The sequence below is a fragment of the Streptococcus mitis genome, from assembly GCF_047464965.1.
GTDB classification, from domain to species: Bacteria; Bacillota; Bacilli; order Lactobacillales; family Streptococcaceae; genus Streptococcus; species Streptococcus mitis_DU.
On the sequence record NZ_JASHAT010000001.1, the window covers coordinates 65,196 to 85,453 of the forward strand.

Genomic DNA, 20,258 nt, shown 5'->3' on the forward strand with positions numbered 1-20,258 from the left:
TTACAAACAATGAAGTCAAAAATGTTTCGATTTTCTTTGGTTTTGTTATTTATTTTCTTTCTTTATTTTTTGTTTTCAATTTTTAACCGAACGTACAGTGGAATCACCGTAGATAAACATGATAATGAGTGGATAGTTAGACAAGTCCATAATCTGGGAAGCTTTGCAAATCATCAAGAGATAATAGGGGCATCGATTATACAAATAGACGGTCAGAGTCCAGATAGTAATTTCTCATTATCTCGATTTTTAATTGTTGAACCGCTTCATTCTGTGACAGTGTTAGATAGAGGCATTTCAAAGACTTTAATAATAGAATCTGGGAAATCAAGCCAAATTATCTTTCTTGTTTTATCAATCATTGCTTTTCTGATTCTACTGTTATTTCGATTATACATAAAAGGCAGAAGTAGAGGAAAAACTGGGAAACGATATTTTTATTTTATTATTTATACTAGTCTGATGTTATTATCGATTATTCCATCAAGTATAGGAGATGTATTTGGTCGTAGTCTATTAATTTCATACTTGACTTTATTTCCATTATTCATGGATATCTTCATTAGAGTGTTAGTCTTAAAGATAAAAGGTTCAACCATTTCTAACTTTTCTCGTATTATACTGAGCTATTCACTCATAACTCAACTTTTGTATGTTTATAATCTTATACAGCCCATTGATTTTTTAACCATCTTTTTTTCTAGGGGAGTATTTTATTTAGTATTTTTCTTTTTAGTTATCCTACTGTTAAAGATGCTTATAAATTACTATCAGAGAAGAGAAATGCTGCCAATTCATACCTTATTTTTAGCAGTTCTGGCCTTATTTCCTCTATTTTTTGGATATATTTTTCCGATTGGTAAGGAAGTTTCGTTTATTTATAGTATTCCTCTATTGTTGCTTATTTTGTTCTCTATTGTGAATAACTTGATACTAGAGCGAATGATATATGTTGCTTGGAAGTGGAATCCATTCATATATAACTTGATATTTTCCGTTTTTTTTACTAGTCTAATTATTCTTTTTAGTCTGTTATTAAGAGAATTTTCTCCAATTTTTTTCGTTCTTTACACTTTTCTTTTTTCGCTAGCTTTGTTACCTGAAATAAGGAAAATGATGTTGATTAGCCATAAAATGGAGGGAATCTTTAGTAGTTTTCATACTTTTGTAGCTACTGAATTAGAGAGGGAAGAAATTGCAACGTTTATACATGATACTACAATTCAGAAGGTTATTTATTATAAAAAGCAGTTAGAAATTAGTGAACACATTAATAGGGGAGCTTTATTAGAGATGTTGGATGATATTGTTTTTGAATTAAGAGATTTATGTTCCAATATCTATCCTTTAATGGTGCATGAATTAGGGTTGAAAGAATCTATTACTAGCATATTAAACCAATTCATGAAGATGGAAACTGTTTCGATTATGACAACTTTTTCAATAGATGAAGAAAAAGTTAACGATAAAGTGGGCACGTTTGTATTAAGGACAGTTAAAGAACTAGTAAATAATAGTATTCTTCATGGGAATGCTAGAGAAATTACTGTAGATTTATCTACAAAAGAAAAGATTTTATCAATTGAAGTTATAGATGATGGTATTTTTAAGGGAAACTATCAGTCTAATGAACATCATTTTGGTTTAAATAGAATTGTAGAGAAGGTTCATTTATTGGGGGGAACTGTTCAGATAAATATAGAACCTACAAGTGTGAAGATACGGATACCTATAGAAGGGAAGAAAAATGATTCGTTTGGTTTTGATTGATGATCACAGTTTAGTATTACAAGGATTGGAGAACTATTTTTTAAAGGAAGATGATTTTAAAATTGTTGGTTCCTATACAGAAGTAGCAGATTTACTTCTCTGTCTTAAGAATGAAAAGGTAGATGTGCTAGTTATGGATTTTATGTTGAAAGGAGTAACGGCATTTGATGTTATTAGTCAAATAAATAGATTTCTGAATACAGTTCCCAAGATAGTTCTTTTATCAGGATTTTATGACACTTTGTTACATAAGAGAGCGATGGATTTTGGGATTCAAGCTTTTTTACCCAAAGAAAGTTCTTATTTGGATGTTAAAAGTGCAATTTATGCTGTTTATAAGGGAAATCACGTTATTCCAGATGGTTTGTTAGAAAAGCAAGAAAATAATCTATTGACAGATACGGAGTTAAGTGTATTGGAACTGATTGTAAAAGAATATTCTAATGAAAAGATAGCAAATAGTTTATTTGTCAGCAGGAGAACAGTGGATACCCATGTTTCAAATATTTGTTCAAAGTTGGGAGTGACGAGTAGAGTTGGAGCTGTACGTGAGGCTATTCGATTAAATCTAGTATCTTTATAATTTTATACTAAAAAGGCAAGAAGGTTTTCGTAAATTACGGATTCTTTCTTGTCTTTTTTTGTTTAAGATAGAGTCAGTTTAAAAGATTGGAGAAGTATATGCTAACAGTAGATTATTTACTTGGAGACAATAAAAATCGTTATTTTGGCAGAGGGCATAAGAAGACGACTTATGAAGTTAAGTTGAAAAATATTTTAGAAGGAGTTGGGTCTCTTCATCAAGAAGGTTTGTGGTCTAGTAAACAATCTGAAATCATACAGCAACACCTGAGTACATTAGATGGAATAGTATTAGCTCATTTATTTGGAAGTGAAATACTGAAAAGAATGGGAGTGAGATTAAATCAGTATAGGTTAAGCCATTTTGAGATAAAGTCAGGGATAAAAGCTATAGAAGAATTGGTAAATTTAAAATTAGAATTACAAAATTTCAAAATGACGAACCAAGTGATTGAATTTGATTGCTTGGTAATGGATATGAAAGTTTGTTTAGGATATCAATTATTAGAATGTATGGAAAATGTAGCTGCTATAGGAGAACAAGGTAGAGATTTTTTATCAACGCATTTAAGAGATAGACAACATGATATATACGATGTTGAGTTTTCAGATAGTAGTATATCTTGTAAAGCAGAGCAAGTATTAATCAAAGATATTGAATATAGTGGTGTAGGTAGTCTAGAAAAGAATTATTATAGTTTGTTAGAGCTTCTGATTATTTTTTCTCAAATGGCAGAGATGTTAGCCTACCATATAGAAGAGATATCTCGAGAAGAGAGCAATACCATGTGGATGAAGCAAGTGAGTGCAGACTTGAATTCACCAATTTTGAACGGAGTAGTAGAGCTTAGTGGTAGTGTTTCAAAAAAATAGATTGTTAAAAATTAGAGAAGAACATTGGAAAGTCTACGAAATGTCAGGATATGATATAGATCATAAGGTAGTCTTTAAAAGTAAAATAGCTCAAAAATTACCTGATGGAGGGGGACAGTGATGGGAAATAGAGAATTAAGGTTAGTCATATCGGGAACTTATTCTACAGGTAAGACAACAACTGCTACAGCTCTTTCGATTGCAACGGGACTTCCCTTAATCGACGCTTTGTCTGCGAGGGAAATTTTGACAGATTTATATCCTGGCAGAAGATTTCAGGATATGTCATCAACTGAATTAATGGCACTAGGGCTAAAGCGTTTTGAGGAGAGAATTCGTACAGAAGGAATTTTATACAAGGAACATGGAAGTTTTCTATCAGATGGTTCAGTATTGAATGAATGGATTTACGGTACTGTTCGAATGAGGGTAGGAATTAATCCAGGATCAGCATTCATTCATCGATTGATGAAATCTATTTTAGGTATTCCGGGTCGACGATTTTTCAAAAAATATTTGACTGCTTATGGGGTTGTCTCTAAGAATCATGCGAAACTGTGGTATACAGATGTTGTTCATTTACCAGTAGAGTTTGCAATGGATCCAGATGGGCATAGACCAGTATCTGAAGAGTATCGAAATTTATCAGATGAGGAATTATATGAAGCTTATAGGAATTTGGGTCTGACACCTTATTGTGTCAAAGGTAGTCAGAAAGAACGGTTAAATCAGATCATTCAACATTATGAGTTGCCAATAGTTGTTTCAGTAGATGAGGCTATTTCCTTAGCTGAAAAGGTTATACGAGAAAACAGGGAAGCAGTATCTAAACGTATCATAGAACAGTATGAAGAGCCTACATTAAAGGAAAAAATAAAATTTATGACAAGATATTAGGAGTATGTATGATTCAGTTTCAAAATATTAGTAAGATTTATAAGGTAGGAGAGCAAGAAGTTCGTGCTTTAGATCAAGTTAGTTTTTCTATTGAGAAAGGGAAATTTACAGTTATTTTAGGTCCATCAGGTTCAGGGAAAAGTACGTTACTAAATTTACTTGGTGGGATGGATCGTGCGACATCAGGAACCTTTATATTTGATGAGGAACTAGTAACAAAGTTTACGGACAAGGAATTATCTGCTTATCGAAAAGATAAAATTGGTTTTGTTTTTCAATTTTATAACTTAGTTCCAAGTTTAACAGCCAAGGAGAATATAGGTATTGCAGCAAATTTAGTGAAAAACAATAAAGAAATTGATATGTATTTAGATCAAGTTGGTTTACTTCATAGAAAAAATAATTTTCCTAATCAACTTTCTGGAGGTGAAATGCAACGTGTATCAATTGCAAGGGCATTGGCTAAAGAACCTAGTCTATTATTGTGTGATGAACCTACAGGAGCGTTAGATTCAAAGACAGGTGATAGTATTTTAACTTTATTGAAGGAAGTTTCTAGAAATGGGAATGCTGCAGTTGTAATGGTTACACATAATAGAGAGTTTGCTAAATTTGCAGATCGAGTTATATATTTGAAAGATGGAAGTATTGAAAAAATAGAGAATAATGAAGAGGTGCTGGGATGAGGTATCTTCATATAAAATTATTAAGAGATCTTCGGCAAAATTGGCAACAATTTTTCTCTGTTTTTCTGATGTCTCTATTAAGTGTATTAATCTTTGTAGGGCTACAAGGAGCTTGGCATGGACTTGAAAAGAGTCTAGAGAGTTATTTGAAACAATCTGAACTTCCTGTTGTTTGGGTTCAAGCGAGACAAATTGATGAATCAAAAATTAAGCAGGTTGAACTATTATCTTCTGTTGAAAAAGTTATCAGTAAAAAGAAAGGATTTGCTAATATTGTTCGTTTAGACAAGACTGACGGACGAATCAATCTTGAAACGATTACAGATAATCAACTGGTTACAGTAACAGAAGGAAGTTCTTTTTCTGAAGGAAAACAAGATTCGATTTGGATTGATGGGAATTATGCGAAGAAGAATCATTTACAGATTGGAGATTCAATTTCTATTTCATCAAGGGGGAAACAGATAGATTTAGAAATTGTAGGATTTGTTCAGGCCACAGATAAGATTTATTTCACAGGTAGCATGGAATATATCGCTCCAAATCCTGACAATGATGCCTATGGTTATATTGCAGATAATGAAATTGCAAAAGGAATTCTGGGTTTATCGTCAGATAATGTCTTAGAAATTTATGGTTCTAAGGTAGATTTGCGAGGAGATTTAGAGTCTATTTTTGGGGGCGATTTAGTTTCTTATCAAGATCAAAAAAGTTTAACTGAAATATCAGAAGCTACCGATCGAGTTGGGCAAATTAGAAACTTATCTTACTTATTTTCTTTTATCTTTATTTTGTTAGCTATTTTGGCTATGTTTACAACCATTCAGCGTTTGATTGATGGCCAAACAAAAGAGATTGCTGTATTAAAGGCTCTAGGCTTTTCAAATCAGGCTATCAGTTTACATTATATTTTATTTGGCTTAGTAGTAAGTTTATTAGGAAGTTTCGCAGGCTTTGCTATTTCTCCCTTGATGTCATGGTTTGTACTAGAAACTCAAAAGTCAATGTTTACACTTCCAAATTGGCAAATCTCTTATTCATCTTCATCAATAGTCGTTGGTATTGTGGTCATTATTATTTGTGTTTTAGCTGCCTATTTAGCTTCTAGAGAGTCAGCTAGAGGCTTACCAGCAATATTTTTAAGAGGTAAAGAAAAAGTTGCTAAATCTGTTTTTGTGGAAAGATTTTCCTCTATCTGGCAACGAATTTCTTATCCTTCTAGATGGGCAATTCGTGATGCCTCGTTTAATCGTATTCGAGTTTTGATGGGAATCGTGGGAGTTGCAGGAAGTATGATGTTACTGATTGCTGGAATTGGTATGCCTGTGTCCATGAATCATCTTGTTGATAAGGCATACAATGAAGATTTTTCTTATTCAAAACGACTGACCGTAGCTGATTATACATCTTCTAAGTCTAGATATGGTGGGCAAGGTGTACAAATTTCACAGGCACATTTTAATCCAGATGATGGCTACAATCGTTTATTGATTATATTTGATGATGGAGATATGATCCAAGCAAAAACAGAGAGTGCGGATTCTTTGAAAGATGATGGTTTGTATGTAACTAGATCATTTGCCCGTTTAGCAGGTATTAAAGTCGGAGATTTTTTAAATGTGACTCCCTATCAAGATGGTCATACTTACAAGTTTGAAGTAAAAGGGATTGTCACAAGTGAAACCAATCAAGGGGCCTATCTTCATGCTAGAGTCTTTGAAAAAGCAGGGGGAGATTTTACTCCACATACTTTATTAGTTGGGCCGGAGGTGGACGAAGATACTATTAAGCAAGACAAAGGTGTTCTATCTGTCATTGAAAAAGGGAGCCAAGAAAAAAATGCCTATGATTTTGTATCTAGTTTGATGAGTGTATTTCTAATGATTATTGGCTTTGCCTTATTACTTGTTATTATTGTTCTCTATAATCTGGGTTCTTTAAACTTTGTAGAGAGAATGAGAGACTATGCTACATTGCAAGTATTAGGATTTTCTAATCAATATCTACAGATGGTGACTCTTTTTGAGACTATACTGACTACCTTTATTGGGTGGCTAGCAGGAATTCCTTTAGGAATATGGTTTTTGAAAGAATATGTAGCAACATTTTCGACAATTCGAATTGAGTATACCGCTTATGTCAGTATGTATGTCCTTGCTTCTGCTACGTTATTGGTTTGGTTTACATCTTTAGGGACTGCTTATTTTATTAGTCTTCGTATGAGAAAGATTGATATGATTAGTGCTCTAAAGGGGGTAGACTAGTATGGTCAGTTCTGAGGGAATCTATAGACATTTATGAATAATTGTTAATCATCAGTTCTAAGGTCCAAATTTACCTATTTGTGTATTGGTTCACTACATTACTGTATTCAAAATCCGTCAGCTCAAATAAGAGTTGACGGATTCTTTTATACTTGTACTTGGGTTAAAAATTCTTCTGTAGTAAGAATTTGAGCAAACTCATCTTGTAGAGAAAGGAGATTAATCTCATGGATAGTCTCAGGAGAGATGGACTGACCGTTTTTGTTAGATAGGGTAAAACTGGCAGTAGCATCTGCTAGTAAAGTGACTTCAAAACCAAGATTTGCTGCCATTCGTGTCGTAGTAGATACACAATGAGGCAGGGTCAAACCAACAAGGACTAAATGACCAATCTGATTTTTTCGTAAATAGGTTTCAAGATTTGTTCCAATAAAGGCGCTATTAACCGTTTTTTGAAAGACAGGTTCTGAGGTAACCGGTTCAAAGCCAGTTTTAAACACCTGATTTTGTTTGTTGTGAAATTGTGATTGGGGATTGTCAGATATGTGTTGAACGTGTAAGACTGGAAGAGCGTGTTTACGAAAGTATGCCAGTATCCTCAATGCTTGAAGTTCAGCTTGAGGGTTATTTCGTTCTCCCCAGATAGGTCTATCAAATGCTTTTTGCATATCGATAACCAGTAGAGCAGTATGAACCATTTTAAGCTTTCTCCAATTGCAAGAGGGCTTCAATCTCTGCTAGGGTGCTAGCTTGTGAAATGGCTCCACGGAGTTTAGCTGCGCCAGATGTTCCACGAAGGTAGTGAGGAGCGAGGCCACGGAATTCACGAACTGCGACGTTTTCCCCTTTGAGGTTAATCAAGCGTTTCAAGTGTTCGTAGGCGATTTTCATCTTGTCTTCAAAGGTCAAATCAGGTAGGATTTCTCCTGTTTCAAAGTAATGATTGATTTGGTTGAAGAGGTAAGGATTTCCCATGGCAGCGCGGCCAATCATAACTGCATCAGCACCGACTTCTTCGATGCGTTGCTTGGCTTCTTGAACTGTACGGATGTCACCGTTGGCGATGAAGGGAATCTTGGTCAGAGCTTGAGCTACGTCGTGCAAGGTCTCAAGGTCTGCGTGACCTGTATACATTTGCTCACGGGTACGGCCATGCATAGCGAGGGCAGAAACACCTGCTGCCTCAGCAGCGAGGGCATTTTCTACTGCCAGAGATGGGTCGGCCCAGCCGGTACGCATCTTGACGGTGAGGGGAATATCAAGGACAGACTGAACCTTGTTGATGATAGAGTAAATCTTGTCTGGATCCTTGAGCCACATAGCGCCAGCTTCGTTTTTCACGATTTTGTTAACTGGGCAGCCCATGTTGATATCGACTATATCGGTCTTGGTATTTTCTTGGATGAATTCTGCTGCGCGCGCTAGGCTGTCTTCATCACTACCAAAAAGTTGGATAGAAACAGGGTTTTCACCTTCATCGATATGAAGCATGTGCAGGGTTTTTTCATTGTTGTATTGGATTCCCTTGTCAGAGACCATTTCCATTACAACGAGTCCAGCTCCAAGCTCTTTTGCGATAGTACGAAAGGCTGAGTTGGTCACGCCAGCCATGGGTGCTAAAACGGTACGATTGGGAATCTCAACATTGCCAATCATAAAAGGTGTATTAAGATTTGTCACGAATGAGTTCCTCCAGGTCGTTTTCATCAAAGTTGTAAGTAGTTTGGCAGAATTGACAAGTGATTTCTGCTCCGTGGTCTTCCTCTTTCATTTCCTGCAAGTCTGAGCTTGGAAGGCTAGCAAGAGCGTTCATAAAGCGCTCATGGCTACAGTCACATTGGAAACGGATTTCTTCTTCAGAAAGACGCTTGTAGGCCTCGTCGCCGTAGATAGCCTTGAGGAGGGCTTCAATATGGTCTTCACTCTCTAGAAGAGTCGAGATAGCTGGCATTTCTTGGATGCGTTTTTCAAAGCGAGCAATCTCTTCTTCCTTGGCTCCTGGTAAGACTTGGACTAGGAAACCACCTGCAACCTTGACCTTGTCTTCTTCGTCTAAAAGGACATTGAGGCCGACTGCAGAAGGGGTCTGTTGGCTTTCAGTCAGGTAAAAGGCAAGGTCTTCACCGATTTCTCCAGAGATGAGAGGAGTCATAGAGTTGTAAGGGTTTCCAGTACCGTAGTCTGTGATAACGAGAAATTGACCATTTCCGACAAAAGGTCCAACTAGAACTTCACCAGTTGCAGTCTTTTTGATGTCAACGCCAGGATTTTGAACATAGCCTTTGACATTCCCCTTGGTATCAGCGACGGTGATGATAGCACCTAGAGAGCTAGATCCCAGCACCTTAACTGTAAGTTTTGTATTTCCTTTTTCATTGGCTGCGAGAATCTGGCTGGCGATAAGAGTTCGACCAAGTGCTACAGTTGAGCTAGCTTGGGTTTGGTGTTTTTCTTGAGCAGTGCGGACGGTTTCCGTGCTGTCAAGGACAAAAGCACGAAAGGCTCCACTTTCTGATATAGTTTTAATAATTTTATCCATAGCTACTATTTTAGCATAAAAATGCCCAAAGGGGGAGCCGTGTGTTTGCTGATTTTTAGGATAATGGACCAGGAAATCAGCATGAAAATAAAAAGAGAAACAGATTATTTCATCATTTTTAAGTTTTGTGTTATTCTAAAGGAAGAAAATGAAAGGGGTAACAAATGTATTTAGGAGACTTGATGGAAAAGGCTGAATCTGGCCAATTTTCAATCCTTTCCTTTCTATTACAAGATTCGCAGACAACAGTCAAGGAAGCCATGGAAGAAACAGGTTTTTCAAAGGCGACCTTAACCAAGTATATCTCTCTGATTAACGAAAATGCCTTGGAAAGAGGATTAGAGCTGACCATCCACTTGGAAGATGAAAATCTGCGCTTGTCGATTGGTGCAGCTACCAAGGGGAGAGAGATTCGGAGCTTGTTTCTAGACAATGCCATTAAGTACCAAATTTTGGTTTACCTTCTCTATCACCAACAGTTTCTAGCTCATCAGTTGGCTCAAGAATTGATGATTAGCGAGGCCACGCTTGGTCGCCACTTAGCTAGTCTAAATCAGATTTTGTCAGAGTTTGACTTATCCATCCAAAATGGCCGTTGGCGAGGTCCGGAGCATCAGATTCGCTATTTCTATTTCTGTCTTTTTCGCAAGTTGTGGTCGAGTCAGGAATGGGAAGGACATATGCAGAAGCCAGAGAGAAAGCAGGAGATTGCCAGCTTAGAAGAAATCTGCGGTGCTAGCTTGTCTTCAGGTCAGAAACTGGACTTGGTTCTCTGGGTTCACATCAGTCAACAGCGCCTTCGGGTTAACGCCTGTCAGTTTCAAGTCATAGAAGAAAAAATGCGAGGGTATTTTGACAATATTTTCTACCTTCGTTTGCTGAGAAAGGCTCCGTCCTTTTTTGCTGGGCAACATATCCCTCTAGGAACTGAGGATGGTGAGATGATGGTATTCTTTTCATTTCTCCTTTCCCATCGTATCTTGCCCCTTCATACTATGGAGTATATCCTTGGTTTTGGAGGGCAATTAGCCGATTTGCTGACGCAATTGATTCAAGAGATGAAGAAGGAGGAGCTGCTGGGGGACTACACAGAGGACCATGTCACCTATGAACTCAGCCAGCTTTGTGGTCAAATTTATCTCTACAAGGGCTATATCTTACAGGACCGCTATAAGTACCAGTTAGAGAATCGTCATCCTTATTTTTTGATGGAACATGATTTTAGGGGAACGGCAGAGGAGATTTTTCATGCCTTGCCTGCCTTTCAGCAGGGGACGGATTTGGATAAGAAAATTCTCTGGGAATGGCTCCAGTTAATTGAATATATGGCTGAAAATGGTGGCCAGCATATGCGGATTGGTTTGGATTTGACATCAGGTTTTCTTGTCTTTTCAAGGATGGCAGCCATTTTGAAACGGTATTTGGAATACAATCGTTTTATTACCATTGAAGCCTATGACCGAACTCGACATTATGATTTGCTGGTTACCAATAACCCGATTCATAAGAAGGAACAGACTCCAGTTTATTATTTAAAAAACGACTTGGATTTGGAAGATTTGGCAGCGATTCGTCAGTTATTATTCACTTAAAAGGCTTGGTTGTTCCAGGTCTTTTTTGTGAAATTCACACAATCTACTCACATTTTTTAAAAAATTAAAAAAAGTTGATAAGCAAGAAAGCGCTTTATTTTGTATACTAGTAAGTGTAAAGAGGAAACATCCTCAAGATCTTTATCAGGAGGACAGCACATGTCACAAGAAAAATACATCATGGCCATTGACCAGGGGACTACAAGCTCTCGTGCCATTATTTTCAACAAAAAAGGAGAAAAGGTCAGCTCGAGTCAAAAAGAGTTTACCCAGATTTTCCCTCAGGCAGGTTGGGTAGAGCACAATGCCAATGAAATTTGGAACTCAGTCCAGTCAGTTATTGCGGGTGCTTTCATCGAAAGTGGTGTCAAGCCAAGTCAAATCGAAGCAATCGGAATTACCAACCAACGTGAAACAACTGTTGTCTGGGATAAGAAAACAGGGCTCCCTATCTACAACGCTATCGTTTGGCAGTCTCGCCAAACAGCCCCTTTAGCTGAGCAACTAAAAAACCAAGGTTATGTGGAAAAATTCCATGAAAAGACTGGTTTGATCATCGATGCTTACTTCTCAGCGACTAAGGTTCGTTGGATTTTGGATCATGTTGAAGGTGCTCAAGAGCGAGCAGAAAAAGGGGAATTGCTCTTTGGTACTATCGATACTTGGTTAGTTTGGAAATTGACTGACGGTGCGGCTCACGTGACCGACTACTCAAACGCAGCTCGTACCATGCTTTATAACATTAAAGAACTCAAATGGGATGATGAGATTTTGGAAATCCTCAACATTCCTAAGGCTATGCTTCCGGAAGTTCGTTCTAACTCTGAAATCTACGGTAAGACAGCCCCATTCCATTTCTATGGTGGAGAAGTCCCAATCTCAGGTATGGCTGGTGACCAACAGGCAGCCCTCTTTGGACAGTTGGCCTTTGAGCCTGGTATGGTCAAGAATACTTATGGAACAGGCTCTTTCATCATCATGAATACTGGTGAAGAAATGCAGTTGTCTGAAAATAACCTCTTGACAACGATTGGTTACGGAATTAACGGCAAGGTTTACTATGCCTTGGAAGGTTCTATCTTCATCGCAGGAAGTGCCATTCAGTGGCTTCGTGACGGTCTTCGCATGGTTGAAAATTCACCAGAATCTGAAAAATACGCTCGTGATTCTCACAACAATGATGAAGTTTATGTCGTTCCAGCATTTACAGGTCTAGGTGCTCCATACTGGAACCAAAACGCTCGCGGTTCTGTCTTTGGCTTAACTCGTGGAACAACTAAAGAAGACTTTATTAAGGCGACTTTGCAATCTATCGCTTATCAGGTGCGTGATATCATCGACACCATGCAAGTGGATGCTCAGACAGCTATTCAAGTCTTGAAAGTGGACGGTGGTGCAGCTATGAACAATTTCCTCATGCAGTTCCAAGCTGACATTTTGGGAATCGATATCGCACGCGCCAAAAACTTGGAAACAACAGCCCTAGGAGCAGCCTTCCTAGCAGGTTTGTCAGTAGGTTATTGGAAAGACTTGGATGAGTTGAAACTCTTGAATGAGACAGGAGAGCTCTTCGAGCCATCGATGAACGAATCTCGCAAGGAACAACTCTACAAGGGCTGGAAGAAGGCTGTAAAAGCAACGCAAGTCTTTGCGGAAATCGATGACTAATACTCAATGAAAATCAAAGAGCAAACTAGGAAGCTAGCCGCAGGTTGCTCAAAGCACTGCTTTGAGGTTGTAAATGAAACTGACGAAGTCAGTAACCATACATTCGGTAAGGCGACGCTGACGTGGTTTGAAGAGATTTTCGAAGAGTATAATACTGGAAGAATAAAGCGACTTAGTTAGAAAGTGTGTAAATATGGAATTTTCAAAGAAAACACGTGAATTATCAATTCAAAAAATGCAGGAACGTACCTTGGACCTCTTGATTATCGGTGGAGGAATTACAGGGGCTGGTGTAGCCTTGCAGGCAGCAGCTAGTGGTCTAGATACTGGTTTGATTGAAATGCAGGACTTCGCAGAAGGAACATCCAGCCGTTCAACAAAATTGGTTCACGGCGGTCTTCGTTACCTCAAACAATTCGACGTAGAAGTGGTATCAGATACAGTTTCAGAACGTGCTGTAGTTCAACAAATCGCACCACATATTCCAAAACCAGACCCAATGCTCTTACCAGTTTACGATGAAGATGGAGCGACCTTTAGCCTCTTCCGTCTTAAAGTAGCTATGGACTTGTACGACCTTTTGGCAGGAGTTAACAACACACCAGCTGCTAACAAGGTTTTGAGCAAGGAAGAAGTTTTGGAACGCCAGCCAAACTTGAAGAAAGAAGGCTTGGTAGGAGGTGGGGTTTACCTTGACTTCCGTAACAACGATGCCCGTCTCGTGATTGAAAACATCAAACGTGCCAACCAAGACGGTGCCCTCATTGCCAACCACGTGAAGGCAGAAGGTTTCCTCTTTGACGAAAGTGGCAAGATTACAGGTGTTGTAGCTCGTGATCTCTTGACAGACCAAGTCTTTGAAATCAAGGCTCGTCTGGTTATCAACACAACAGGTCCTTGGAGCGATAAAGTACGCAATTTGTCTAATAAGGGAACCCAATTCTCACAAATGCGCCCAACTAAGGGAGTTCACTTGGTAGTGGATTCAAGCAAGATCAAGGTTTCACAACCAGTTTACTTTGACACAGGTTTGGGTGATGGCCGTATGGTCTTTGTTCTCCCACGTGAAAACAAGACTTACTTTGGTACAACCGATACAGACTACACAGGTGATTTGGAACATCCAAAAGTAACTCAGGAAGATGTGGATTATCTACTTGGCATTGTCAACAACCGCTTCCCAGAAGCCAACATTACCATTGATGATATTGAAAGTAGCTGGGCAGGTCTTCGTCCATTGATCGCAGGCAATAGCGCTTCTGACTACAATGGAGGAAATAACGGTACAATCAGTGATGAAAGCTTTAACAACTTGATTGCGACTGTTGAATCTTATCTCTCTAAAGAAAAAACGCGTGAAGATGTTGAGTCTGCTGTCAGCAAGCTTGAAAGCAGTACCTCTGAGAAGCATTTGGATCCATCTGCAGTTTCACGTGGTTCGAGCTTGGACCGAGATGACAATGGCCTCTTGACCCTTGCTGGTGGTAAAATCACAGACTACCGTAAGATGGCTGAAGGAGCTATGGAGCGCGTGGTTGACATCCTCAAAGCAGAATTTGACCGTAGCTTTAAACTGATCAATTCTAAGACTTACCCTGTTTCAGGTGGGGAATTGAACCCAGCAAATGTTGATTCAGAAATCGAAGCCTTTGCGCAACTTGGAGTGTCACGTGGATTGGATAGCAAGGAAGCTCACTATCTCGCAAATCTCTATGGTTCAAATGTACCGAAAGTCTTTGCCCTTGCTCATAGTTTAGAACAAGCACCAGGACTCAGCTTGGCAGATACTTTATCACTTCACTATGCAATGCGCAATGAGTTGGCTCTTAGCCCAGTTGACTTCCTCCTTCGTCGTACCAACCACATGCTCTTTATGCGTGATAGTTTGGATAGCATCGTTGAGCCAGTTTTAGATGAAATGGGACGATTCTATGACTGGACAGAAGACGAGAAAGCAACTTACCGTGCGGATGTTGAAGCAGCCCTTGCTAACAACGATCTAGCGGAATTGAAAAATTAAGAAAAACTAGAAGAGAGGGAGACAAGCCTTCCTTGCCTTCCCTCTCCTTCTTTAAAATGGAGACAACGATATGATGAAAGAATTATTTGGAGAATTTTTGGGGACTTTAATCCTGATTCTTCTAGGAAATGGTGTTGTTGCAGGTGTGGTTCTTCCTAAAACCAAGAGCAACAATGCAGGTTGGATTGTGATTACTATGGGTTGGGGAATTGCTGTAGCCGTTGCGGCTTTTGTATCTGGCACGCTCAGCCCAGCCCACCTAAATCCAGCTGTAACGTTTGCGATGGCCTTAAAAGGAACGCTCTCTTGGGCTTCCGTTTTCCCATACATCCTAGCTCAGTTCGCAGGGGCTATGCTGGGTCAGATTTTGGTTTGGTTGCAATTCAAACCGCATTATGAGGCAGAAGAAAATGCAGGCAATATCCTGGCAACCTTCAGTACTGGACCAGCTATAAAAGATACTGTATCAAACTTGATTAGTGAAATCCTTGGCACCTTTGTATTGGTATTGACAATCTTTGCTTTGGGACTTTATGACCTTCAAGCAGGAATCGGAACCTTCGCAGTGGGAACTTTGATTGTCGGTATCGTTCTATCACTAGGTGGGACAACAGGTTCTGCCTTGAACCCTGCGCGTGACCTTGGACCTCGTATCATGCATAGCATTTTGCCAATTTCAAACAAGGGAGACGGAGACTGGTCTTACGCTTGGATTCCAGTTGTGGGACCTGTTATTGGTGCAGCCTTGGCCGTGCTTGTATTCTCGCTTTTCTAATCTAGAAAACAATTATGTTGAAAAGCTTGAGATGAAAATCTCAGGCTTTTTCATGTAAAAACCATCACTTTTGTTTTCTGCTATTTTATGCTAAAATATTAAAAATCAAATTTTAATTCCAAAGTTGGCAACTAAGATAGGAGAGCTATATGTCTAATTCATTTATCAAGTTGTTAGTCTCTCAATTGTTTGCAAATTTAGCAGATATTTTCTTTAGAGTAACAATCATTGCTAACATATACATTATTTCAAAATCAGTAATTGCCACGTCACTAGTTCCCATTTTAATAGGGATATCCTCTTTTGTTGCGAGTCTTTTAGTTCCTTTAGTTACTAAAAGGATAGCGCTAAATAGGGTTTTATCTTTATCCCAATTTGGAAAGACTATATTATTAACGATACTGGTAGGAATGTTTACCGTAATGCAATCCGTAGCGCCTTTGGTAACCTATCTATTTGTTGTGGCAATTTCAATATTAGATGGTTTTGCAGCACCTGTTTCCTATGCTATTGTGCCACGCTATGCGACCGATTTGGGTAAGGCTAATTCAGCCTTGTCAATGAGTGGTGAAGCTGTTCAATTGGTGGGTTGGGGATTAGGTGGACTCTTATTTGCAACAATTGGTCTGTTACCTACCACGTTTATCATTTTAATATTGTATATCATTTCTAGCTTTCTGATGTTATTTCTTCCTAACGCTGAAGTGGAGGTGTTAGAGTCAGAAACTAATCTTGAAATTTTGCTCAGAGGTTGGAAGTTAGTTGCTAGAGATCCTAGATTAAGACTTTTTGTATCAGCAAATTTATTTGAAATTTTCTCAAATACGATTTGGGTTTCGTCTATCATACTTGTCTTTGTAACTGAGTTATTAAATGAAACGGAAAGTTACTGGGGATATTCTAATACAGCATACTCTATTGGTATTATAATTAGTGGCTTAATTGCTTTTCGGCTATCTGAAAAGTTTCTTGCTTCTAAATGGGAAAGTATTCTTTTTTCTCTTATAGCCATGGCAATAGTGACGCTGACTATTCTATTTTTGCCAAATGCACAGATGTTTTTAGTATTTTCAGCTTTAGTTGGTATGTTATCGCAGCTAAAAGAAGTTCCTGAAAGTGTATTTCTTCAGGAAACAGTAGAGGAAAATAACTTGGTTAATGTCTATTCCGTTCTGGAAGTGATTTCGACACTAGCATTTTCAGTATTTGTTTTGCTAATGAGCTATATTACTGAGAGTTTTGGTATTAGTATCAGTTTTTGGATATCGGCCATTTGTCTGGTGATAGAAGCTATTTTAATTTATATCAGACGAGATTATTTTAAATGAGAGACTAGTTAAAAAGTCTTTAAAAATCAGAAAATCGCATAGTATCAGGTGTTGAAAAAACTTGATATCGTGCGTTTTATTATGGGAAGATTTCCTTCATTTTCTCATGAAATGGAGTTTTGAAACAGTATCACTCTACTTGAAATATACATAGAAAAAGCGCATAACCCTTAAAATAAGCTGAAATCTAGTGAAAATGTACGGAAACAATTGAAAAACTAGCCTATAAAGTGGTACAATGGTAGAAAAATACTATAGTAAGAGTCTATCTTATTTAGCAAAAATTACAGAAATGAATGGTTTTTCTTGATGAAACAGAGAAAAGAATTGTACCTCTTTCTTGGTCGGACAGCCTTGTATTTTCTTATCTTTCTGGGGCTGCTTTACTTCTTTAGCTATCTTGGTCAGGGTCAAGGAAGCTTTATCTATAATGAATTTTAACTTGAAGGAGAATCCCTATTGTGTCAAATAAACCAATAGTAGATATGATTGAAACCATTGAGCATTTTGCTCAGACACAGCCTAGCTATCCTGTTTACAATGTTTTGGGGCAGGAACATACTTATGGAGATTTGAAGGCTGATTCAGATAGTTTGGCTGCAGCCATTGACCAACTAGGCTTGCCTGAGAAGTCTCCTGTAGTTGTTTTTGGTGGCCAAGAATATGAAATGTTGGCAACCTTTCTTGCTCTGACTAAGTCAGGCCATGCCTACATTCCCATTGATAGCCATTCGGCTTTGGAGCGAGTTTCAGCTATTTTAGAAGTAGCAGAGCCAAGCTTGATTATTGCCATCTCAGACTTCCCATTGGAACAGGTTTCTACGCCAATGATGACTCTAGCTCAGGTTCAAGAAGCCTTTGCTCAAGGGACTAGTTATGAGATTACGCATCCAGTCAAGGGTGATGATAACTACTACATTATCTTTACTTCTGGTACGACTGGTAAGCCTAAGGGAGTGCAAATTTCCCATGATAACCTCCTCAGCTTTACCAACTGGATGATTACGGACAAGGAATTTGCGACGCCAAGTCGTCCGCAAATGTTGGCTCAGCCACCTTATTCTTTTGACTTGTCTGTCATGTATTGGGCTCCGACCTTGGCACTGGGAGGAACTCTTTTTGCTTTACCATCTGTCATCACTCAGGACTTTAAGCAACTCTTTGCGACCATCTTTTCATTGCCGATCGCTATCTGGACTTCAACGCCTTCTTTTGCGGATATGGCCATGTTGTCTGAAGATTTTAATAGCGAAAAAATGCCTGGAATTACGCATTTCTACTTTGATGGTGAAGAATTGACGGTCAAAACAGCTCAAAAACTGCGCGATCGATTCCCAAATGCCCGTATTATCAATGCCTACGGACCAACAGAAGCGACAGTAGCCCTATCAGCTGTTGCCGTGACAGATGAGATGTTGACGACTCTCAAACGCCTACCAATCGGCTATACCAAGGCTGATTCTCCAACCTTTATCATTGATGAGAATGGCAATAAATTGCCAAATGGCGAACAGGGAGAAATCATTGTTTCTGGACCAGCCGTTTCAAAAGGTTATATGAACAATCCTGAAAAAACGGCAGAAGCCTTCTTTGAGTTTGAAGGTCTACCAGCCTACCATACAGGAGATGTGGGAACTATGACAGATGAAGGCTTACTTCTCTACGGCGGACGCATGGACTTCCAGATTAAGTTCAACGGTTACCGCATTGAGTTAGAAGATGTCTCTCAAAACCTCAATAAGTCTCGCTTTATCGAGTCTGCTGTAGCTGTGCCACGTTATAATAAAGACCACAAGGTGCAAAATCTATTGGCTTATGTCATCTTGAAAGACGGTGTTCGTGAGCAGTTTGAGCGAGATATTGATATTACCAAGGCTATCAAGGAAGATTTAACAGATATCATGATGTCCTACATGATGCCGTCTAAATTCCTTTATCGAGACAGTCTGCCACTGACTCCAAATGGAAAAATTGACATCAAAGGATTGATTAACGAGGTGAATAAGAGATGATGGAGTTCTTTCAACAGCTTCCTCATTTAGAGCCATATGGGAATCCTCAGTATTTTGTCTATGTGATTGCTGCAACCTTGCCCATCTTTATCGGTCTCTTTTTCAAGAAACGCTTTGCCTGGTACGAGGTATTGGTTAGTCTCTTCTTTATCGTCACCATGTTGGTAGGTGGGAAGACTAATCAGTTGGCTGCCTTGGGTATTTACTTGTGCTGGGAAATATTGCTCGTACTCTTCTACAAGCATTATCGAAAAAGTAAGGATAGCAAGTGGGTCTTCTACCTAGTTAGTTTTCTGTCCCTCCTCCCGATTATCTTTGTCAAGGTGCAGCCGGCTATCAATGGAACGCAGTCTTTGCTTGGCTTTTTGGGAATTTCTTATCTGACCTTTCGTTCGGTTGGGATTATCATTGAGCTGAGAGATGGAGTGATTAAGGATTTTACCCTCTGGGAATTCCTCCGTTTCCTTCTCTTCATGCCGACCTTTTCAAGTGGCCCAATCGATCGCTTTAAGCGATTTAATGAAAATTATCAGACCATTCCTGAGCGGGATGAGTTGATGGATATGCTGGATGAATCTGTTCGCTATATCATGTGGGGATTTTTGTACAAGTTTATCCTAGCTCATGTTTTAGGAGAAACTTTACTACCTCCTCTGAAGAATCTAGCCCTGCAGTCAGGTGGCTTCTTTAACCCCTATGCCTTGGTAGTTATGTATACCTTTGGTTTGGAGCTCTTCTTTGACTTTGCAGGTTACTCTATGTTTGCCTTGGCCATTTCAAACTTGATGGGAATCCGTAGTCCCATCAACTTTAACAAGCCCTTTTTATCAAGGGATTTAAAGGAATTTTGGAATCGTTGGCACATGAGTCTTTCTTTCTGGTTCCGTGACTTTGTCTTTATGCGAATGGTGATGGTGTTGACCAGAAAGAAGGTCTTTAAGAATCGCAATGTAACCTCAAGCGTGGCCTATATTGTAAATATGCTGATTATGGGATTTTGGCACGGTGTGACCTGGTACTATATCGCCTATGGACTCTTTCATGGATTGGGCTTGGTCATCAATGACGCTTGGATTCGCAAGAAAAAAACGCTCAATAAGGAGCGGAAAAAAGCAGGGAAGCCTGCTCTACCTGAGAATCGCTGGATTCAGTTGCTTGGCATGGTTGTCACCTTCCATGTCGTCATGCTGTCATTCTTAATCTTTTCTGGATTCTTGAATGATCTATGGTTTAAAAAATAAAAGGAAATAAA

Annotated in this window: 17 protein-coding genes; 14 read left to right on the plus strand and 3 right to left on the minus strand. The window is 38.8% G+C overall.

Annotated elements, in window-relative coordinates:
* Positions 1–9: 9 nt before the first annotated feature.
* From QM408_RS00345 to QM408_RS00370, 6 genes are all read left to right on the plus strand, one after another.
* Positions 10–1,770, plus strand: a complete 1,761-nt coding sequence (locus QM408_RS00345; protein ID WP_261029076.1) for a sensor histidine kinase — start codon at positions 10–12, stop codon at positions 1,768–1,770.
* Positions 1,748–2,353 carry a response regulator transcription factor gene (locus tag QM408_RS00350; protein ID WP_023947315.1) on the plus strand — a complete coding sequence of 202 codons (606 nt, stop codon included), beginning with the start codon at positions 1,748–1,750 and terminating at the stop codon, positions 2,351–2,353. Before QM408_RS00345 ends, QM408_RS00350 begins: the two co-directional genes overlap by 23 nt.
* A 98-nt stretch (positions 2,354–2,451) precedes the next feature.
* Entirely contained in the window at positions 2,452–3,225 is a 774-nt protein-coding gene (locus QM408_RS00355; protein ID WP_261150241.1) for an AvrD family protein, read from the plus strand.
* A gap of 120 nt (positions 3,226–3,345) precedes the next feature.
* A complete protein-coding gene (locus QM408_RS00360; protein ID WP_049501960.1) occupies positions 3,346–4,122 on the plus strand; it encodes an AAA family ATPase in 777 nt (258 codons plus the stop codon).
* Positions 4,123–4,130: 8 nt separating this feature from the next.
* Positions 4,131–4,808 carry an ABC transporter ATP-binding protein gene (locus tag QM408_RS00365; RefSeq protein ID WP_000614114.1) on the plus strand — a complete coding sequence of 226 codons (678 nt, stop codon included), beginning with the start codon at positions 4,131–4,133 and terminating at the stop codon, positions 4,806–4,808.
* A complete protein-coding gene (locus tag QM408_RS00370; RefSeq protein ID WP_049501959.1) occupies positions 4,805–7,072 on the plus strand; it encodes an ABC transporter permease in 2,268 nt (755 codons plus the stop codon). Before QM408_RS00365 ends, QM408_RS00370 begins: the two co-directional genes overlap by 4 nt.
* 146 nt (positions 7,073–7,218) lie before the next feature.
* Here the strand turns inward: QM408_RS00370 and QM408_RS00375 are convergent, their stop codons facing one another.
* The 3 genes from QM408_RS00375 to hslO are packed head-to-tail and all read right to left on the minus strand — an operon-like array spanning position 7,219 to position 9,611.
* Positions 7,219–7,770, minus strand: a complete 552-nt coding sequence (locus QM408_RS00375) for a cysteine hydrolase family protein (protein WP_261150238.1) — start codon at positions 7,768–7,770, stop codon at positions 7,219–7,221.
* 1 nt (position 7,771) lies between these two features.
* Positions 7,772–8,752: a tRNA dihydrouridine synthase DusB gene (dusB, locus tag QM408_RS00380; RefSeq protein WP_050972369.1), complete on the minus strand. Its 981-nt coding sequence runs from the start codon at positions 8,750–8,752 to the stop codon at positions 7,772–7,774.
* Positions 8,739–9,611, minus strand: a complete 873-nt coding sequence (gene hslO / locus QM408_RS00385) for an Hsp33 family molecular chaperone HslO (RefSeq protein WP_000357854.1) — start codon at positions 9,609–9,611, stop codon at positions 8,739–8,741. Before hslO ends, dusB begins: the two co-directional genes overlap by 14 nt.
* A 164-nt stretch (positions 9,612–9,775) precedes the next feature.
* Between hslO and QM408_RS00390 the strand changes: the two genes are divergently transcribed.
* The 8 genes from QM408_RS00390 (at position 9,776) to dltB (ending at position 20,247) form a co-directional block, all read left to right on the plus strand.
* A complete protein-coding gene (locus QM408_RS00390) occupies positions 9,776–11,203 on the plus strand; it encodes an AcpB/EbpR/MafR family transcriptional regulator (RefSeq protein ID WP_414373202.1) in 1,428 nt (475 codons plus the stop codon).
* A gap of 159 nt (positions 11,204–11,362) precedes the next feature.
* Positions 11,363–12,871, plus strand: coding sequence for a glycerol kinase GlpK (gene glpK, locus QM408_RS00395; protein WP_084953116.1), 1,509 nt, complete (start codon positions 11,363–11,365; stop codon positions 12,869–12,871).
* A 193-nt stretch (positions 12,872–13,064) separates the two neighbouring features.
* Complete coding sequence (glpO, locus tag QM408_RS00400; protein WP_153210232.1) at positions 13,065–14,891, plus strand: type 1 glycerol-3-phosphate oxidase; 1,827 nt, start codon at positions 13,065–13,067, stop codon at positions 14,889–14,891.
* Positions 14,892–14,961: 70 nt separating this feature from the next.
* Positions 14,962–15,666: an MIP/aquaporin family protein gene (locus QM408_RS00405; protein WP_227326022.1), complete on the plus strand. Its 705-nt coding sequence runs from the start codon at positions 14,962–14,964 to the stop codon at positions 15,664–15,666.
* A 149-nt stretch (positions 15,667–15,815) separates the two neighbouring features.
* A complete protein-coding gene (locus QM408_RS00410) occupies positions 15,816–16,994 on the plus strand; it encodes a ryptide export MFS transporter (protein WP_020902150.1) in 1,179 nt (392 codons plus the stop codon).
* Positions 16,995–17,303: 309 nt separating this feature from the next.
* The gene (locus tag QM408_RS00415; protein WP_000813667.1) at positions 17,304–17,435 is read left to right on the plus strand and encodes a teichoic acid D-Ala incorporation-associated protein DltX; all 132 of its coding nucleotides are present in this window, start codon (positions 17,304–17,306) and stop codon (positions 17,433–17,435) included.
* Positions 17,436–17,455: 20 nt separating this feature from the next.
* Positions 17,456–19,006: a D-alanine--poly(phosphoribitol) ligase subunit DltA gene (gene dltA, locus QM408_RS00420; RefSeq protein WP_414373205.1), complete on the plus strand. Its 1,551-nt coding sequence runs from the start codon at positions 17,456–17,458 to the stop codon at positions 19,004–19,006.
* The gene (gene dltB / locus QM408_RS00425; RefSeq protein WP_261150233.1) at positions 19,003–20,247 is read left to right on the plus strand and encodes a D-alanyl-lipoteichoic acid biosynthesis protein DltB; all 1,245 of its coding nucleotides are present in this window, start codon (positions 19,003–19,005) and stop codon (positions 20,245–20,247) included. The genes dltA and dltB overlap by 4 nt, the downstream gene beginning before the upstream one ends.
* Positions 20,248–20,258 lie beyond the last annotated feature (11 nt).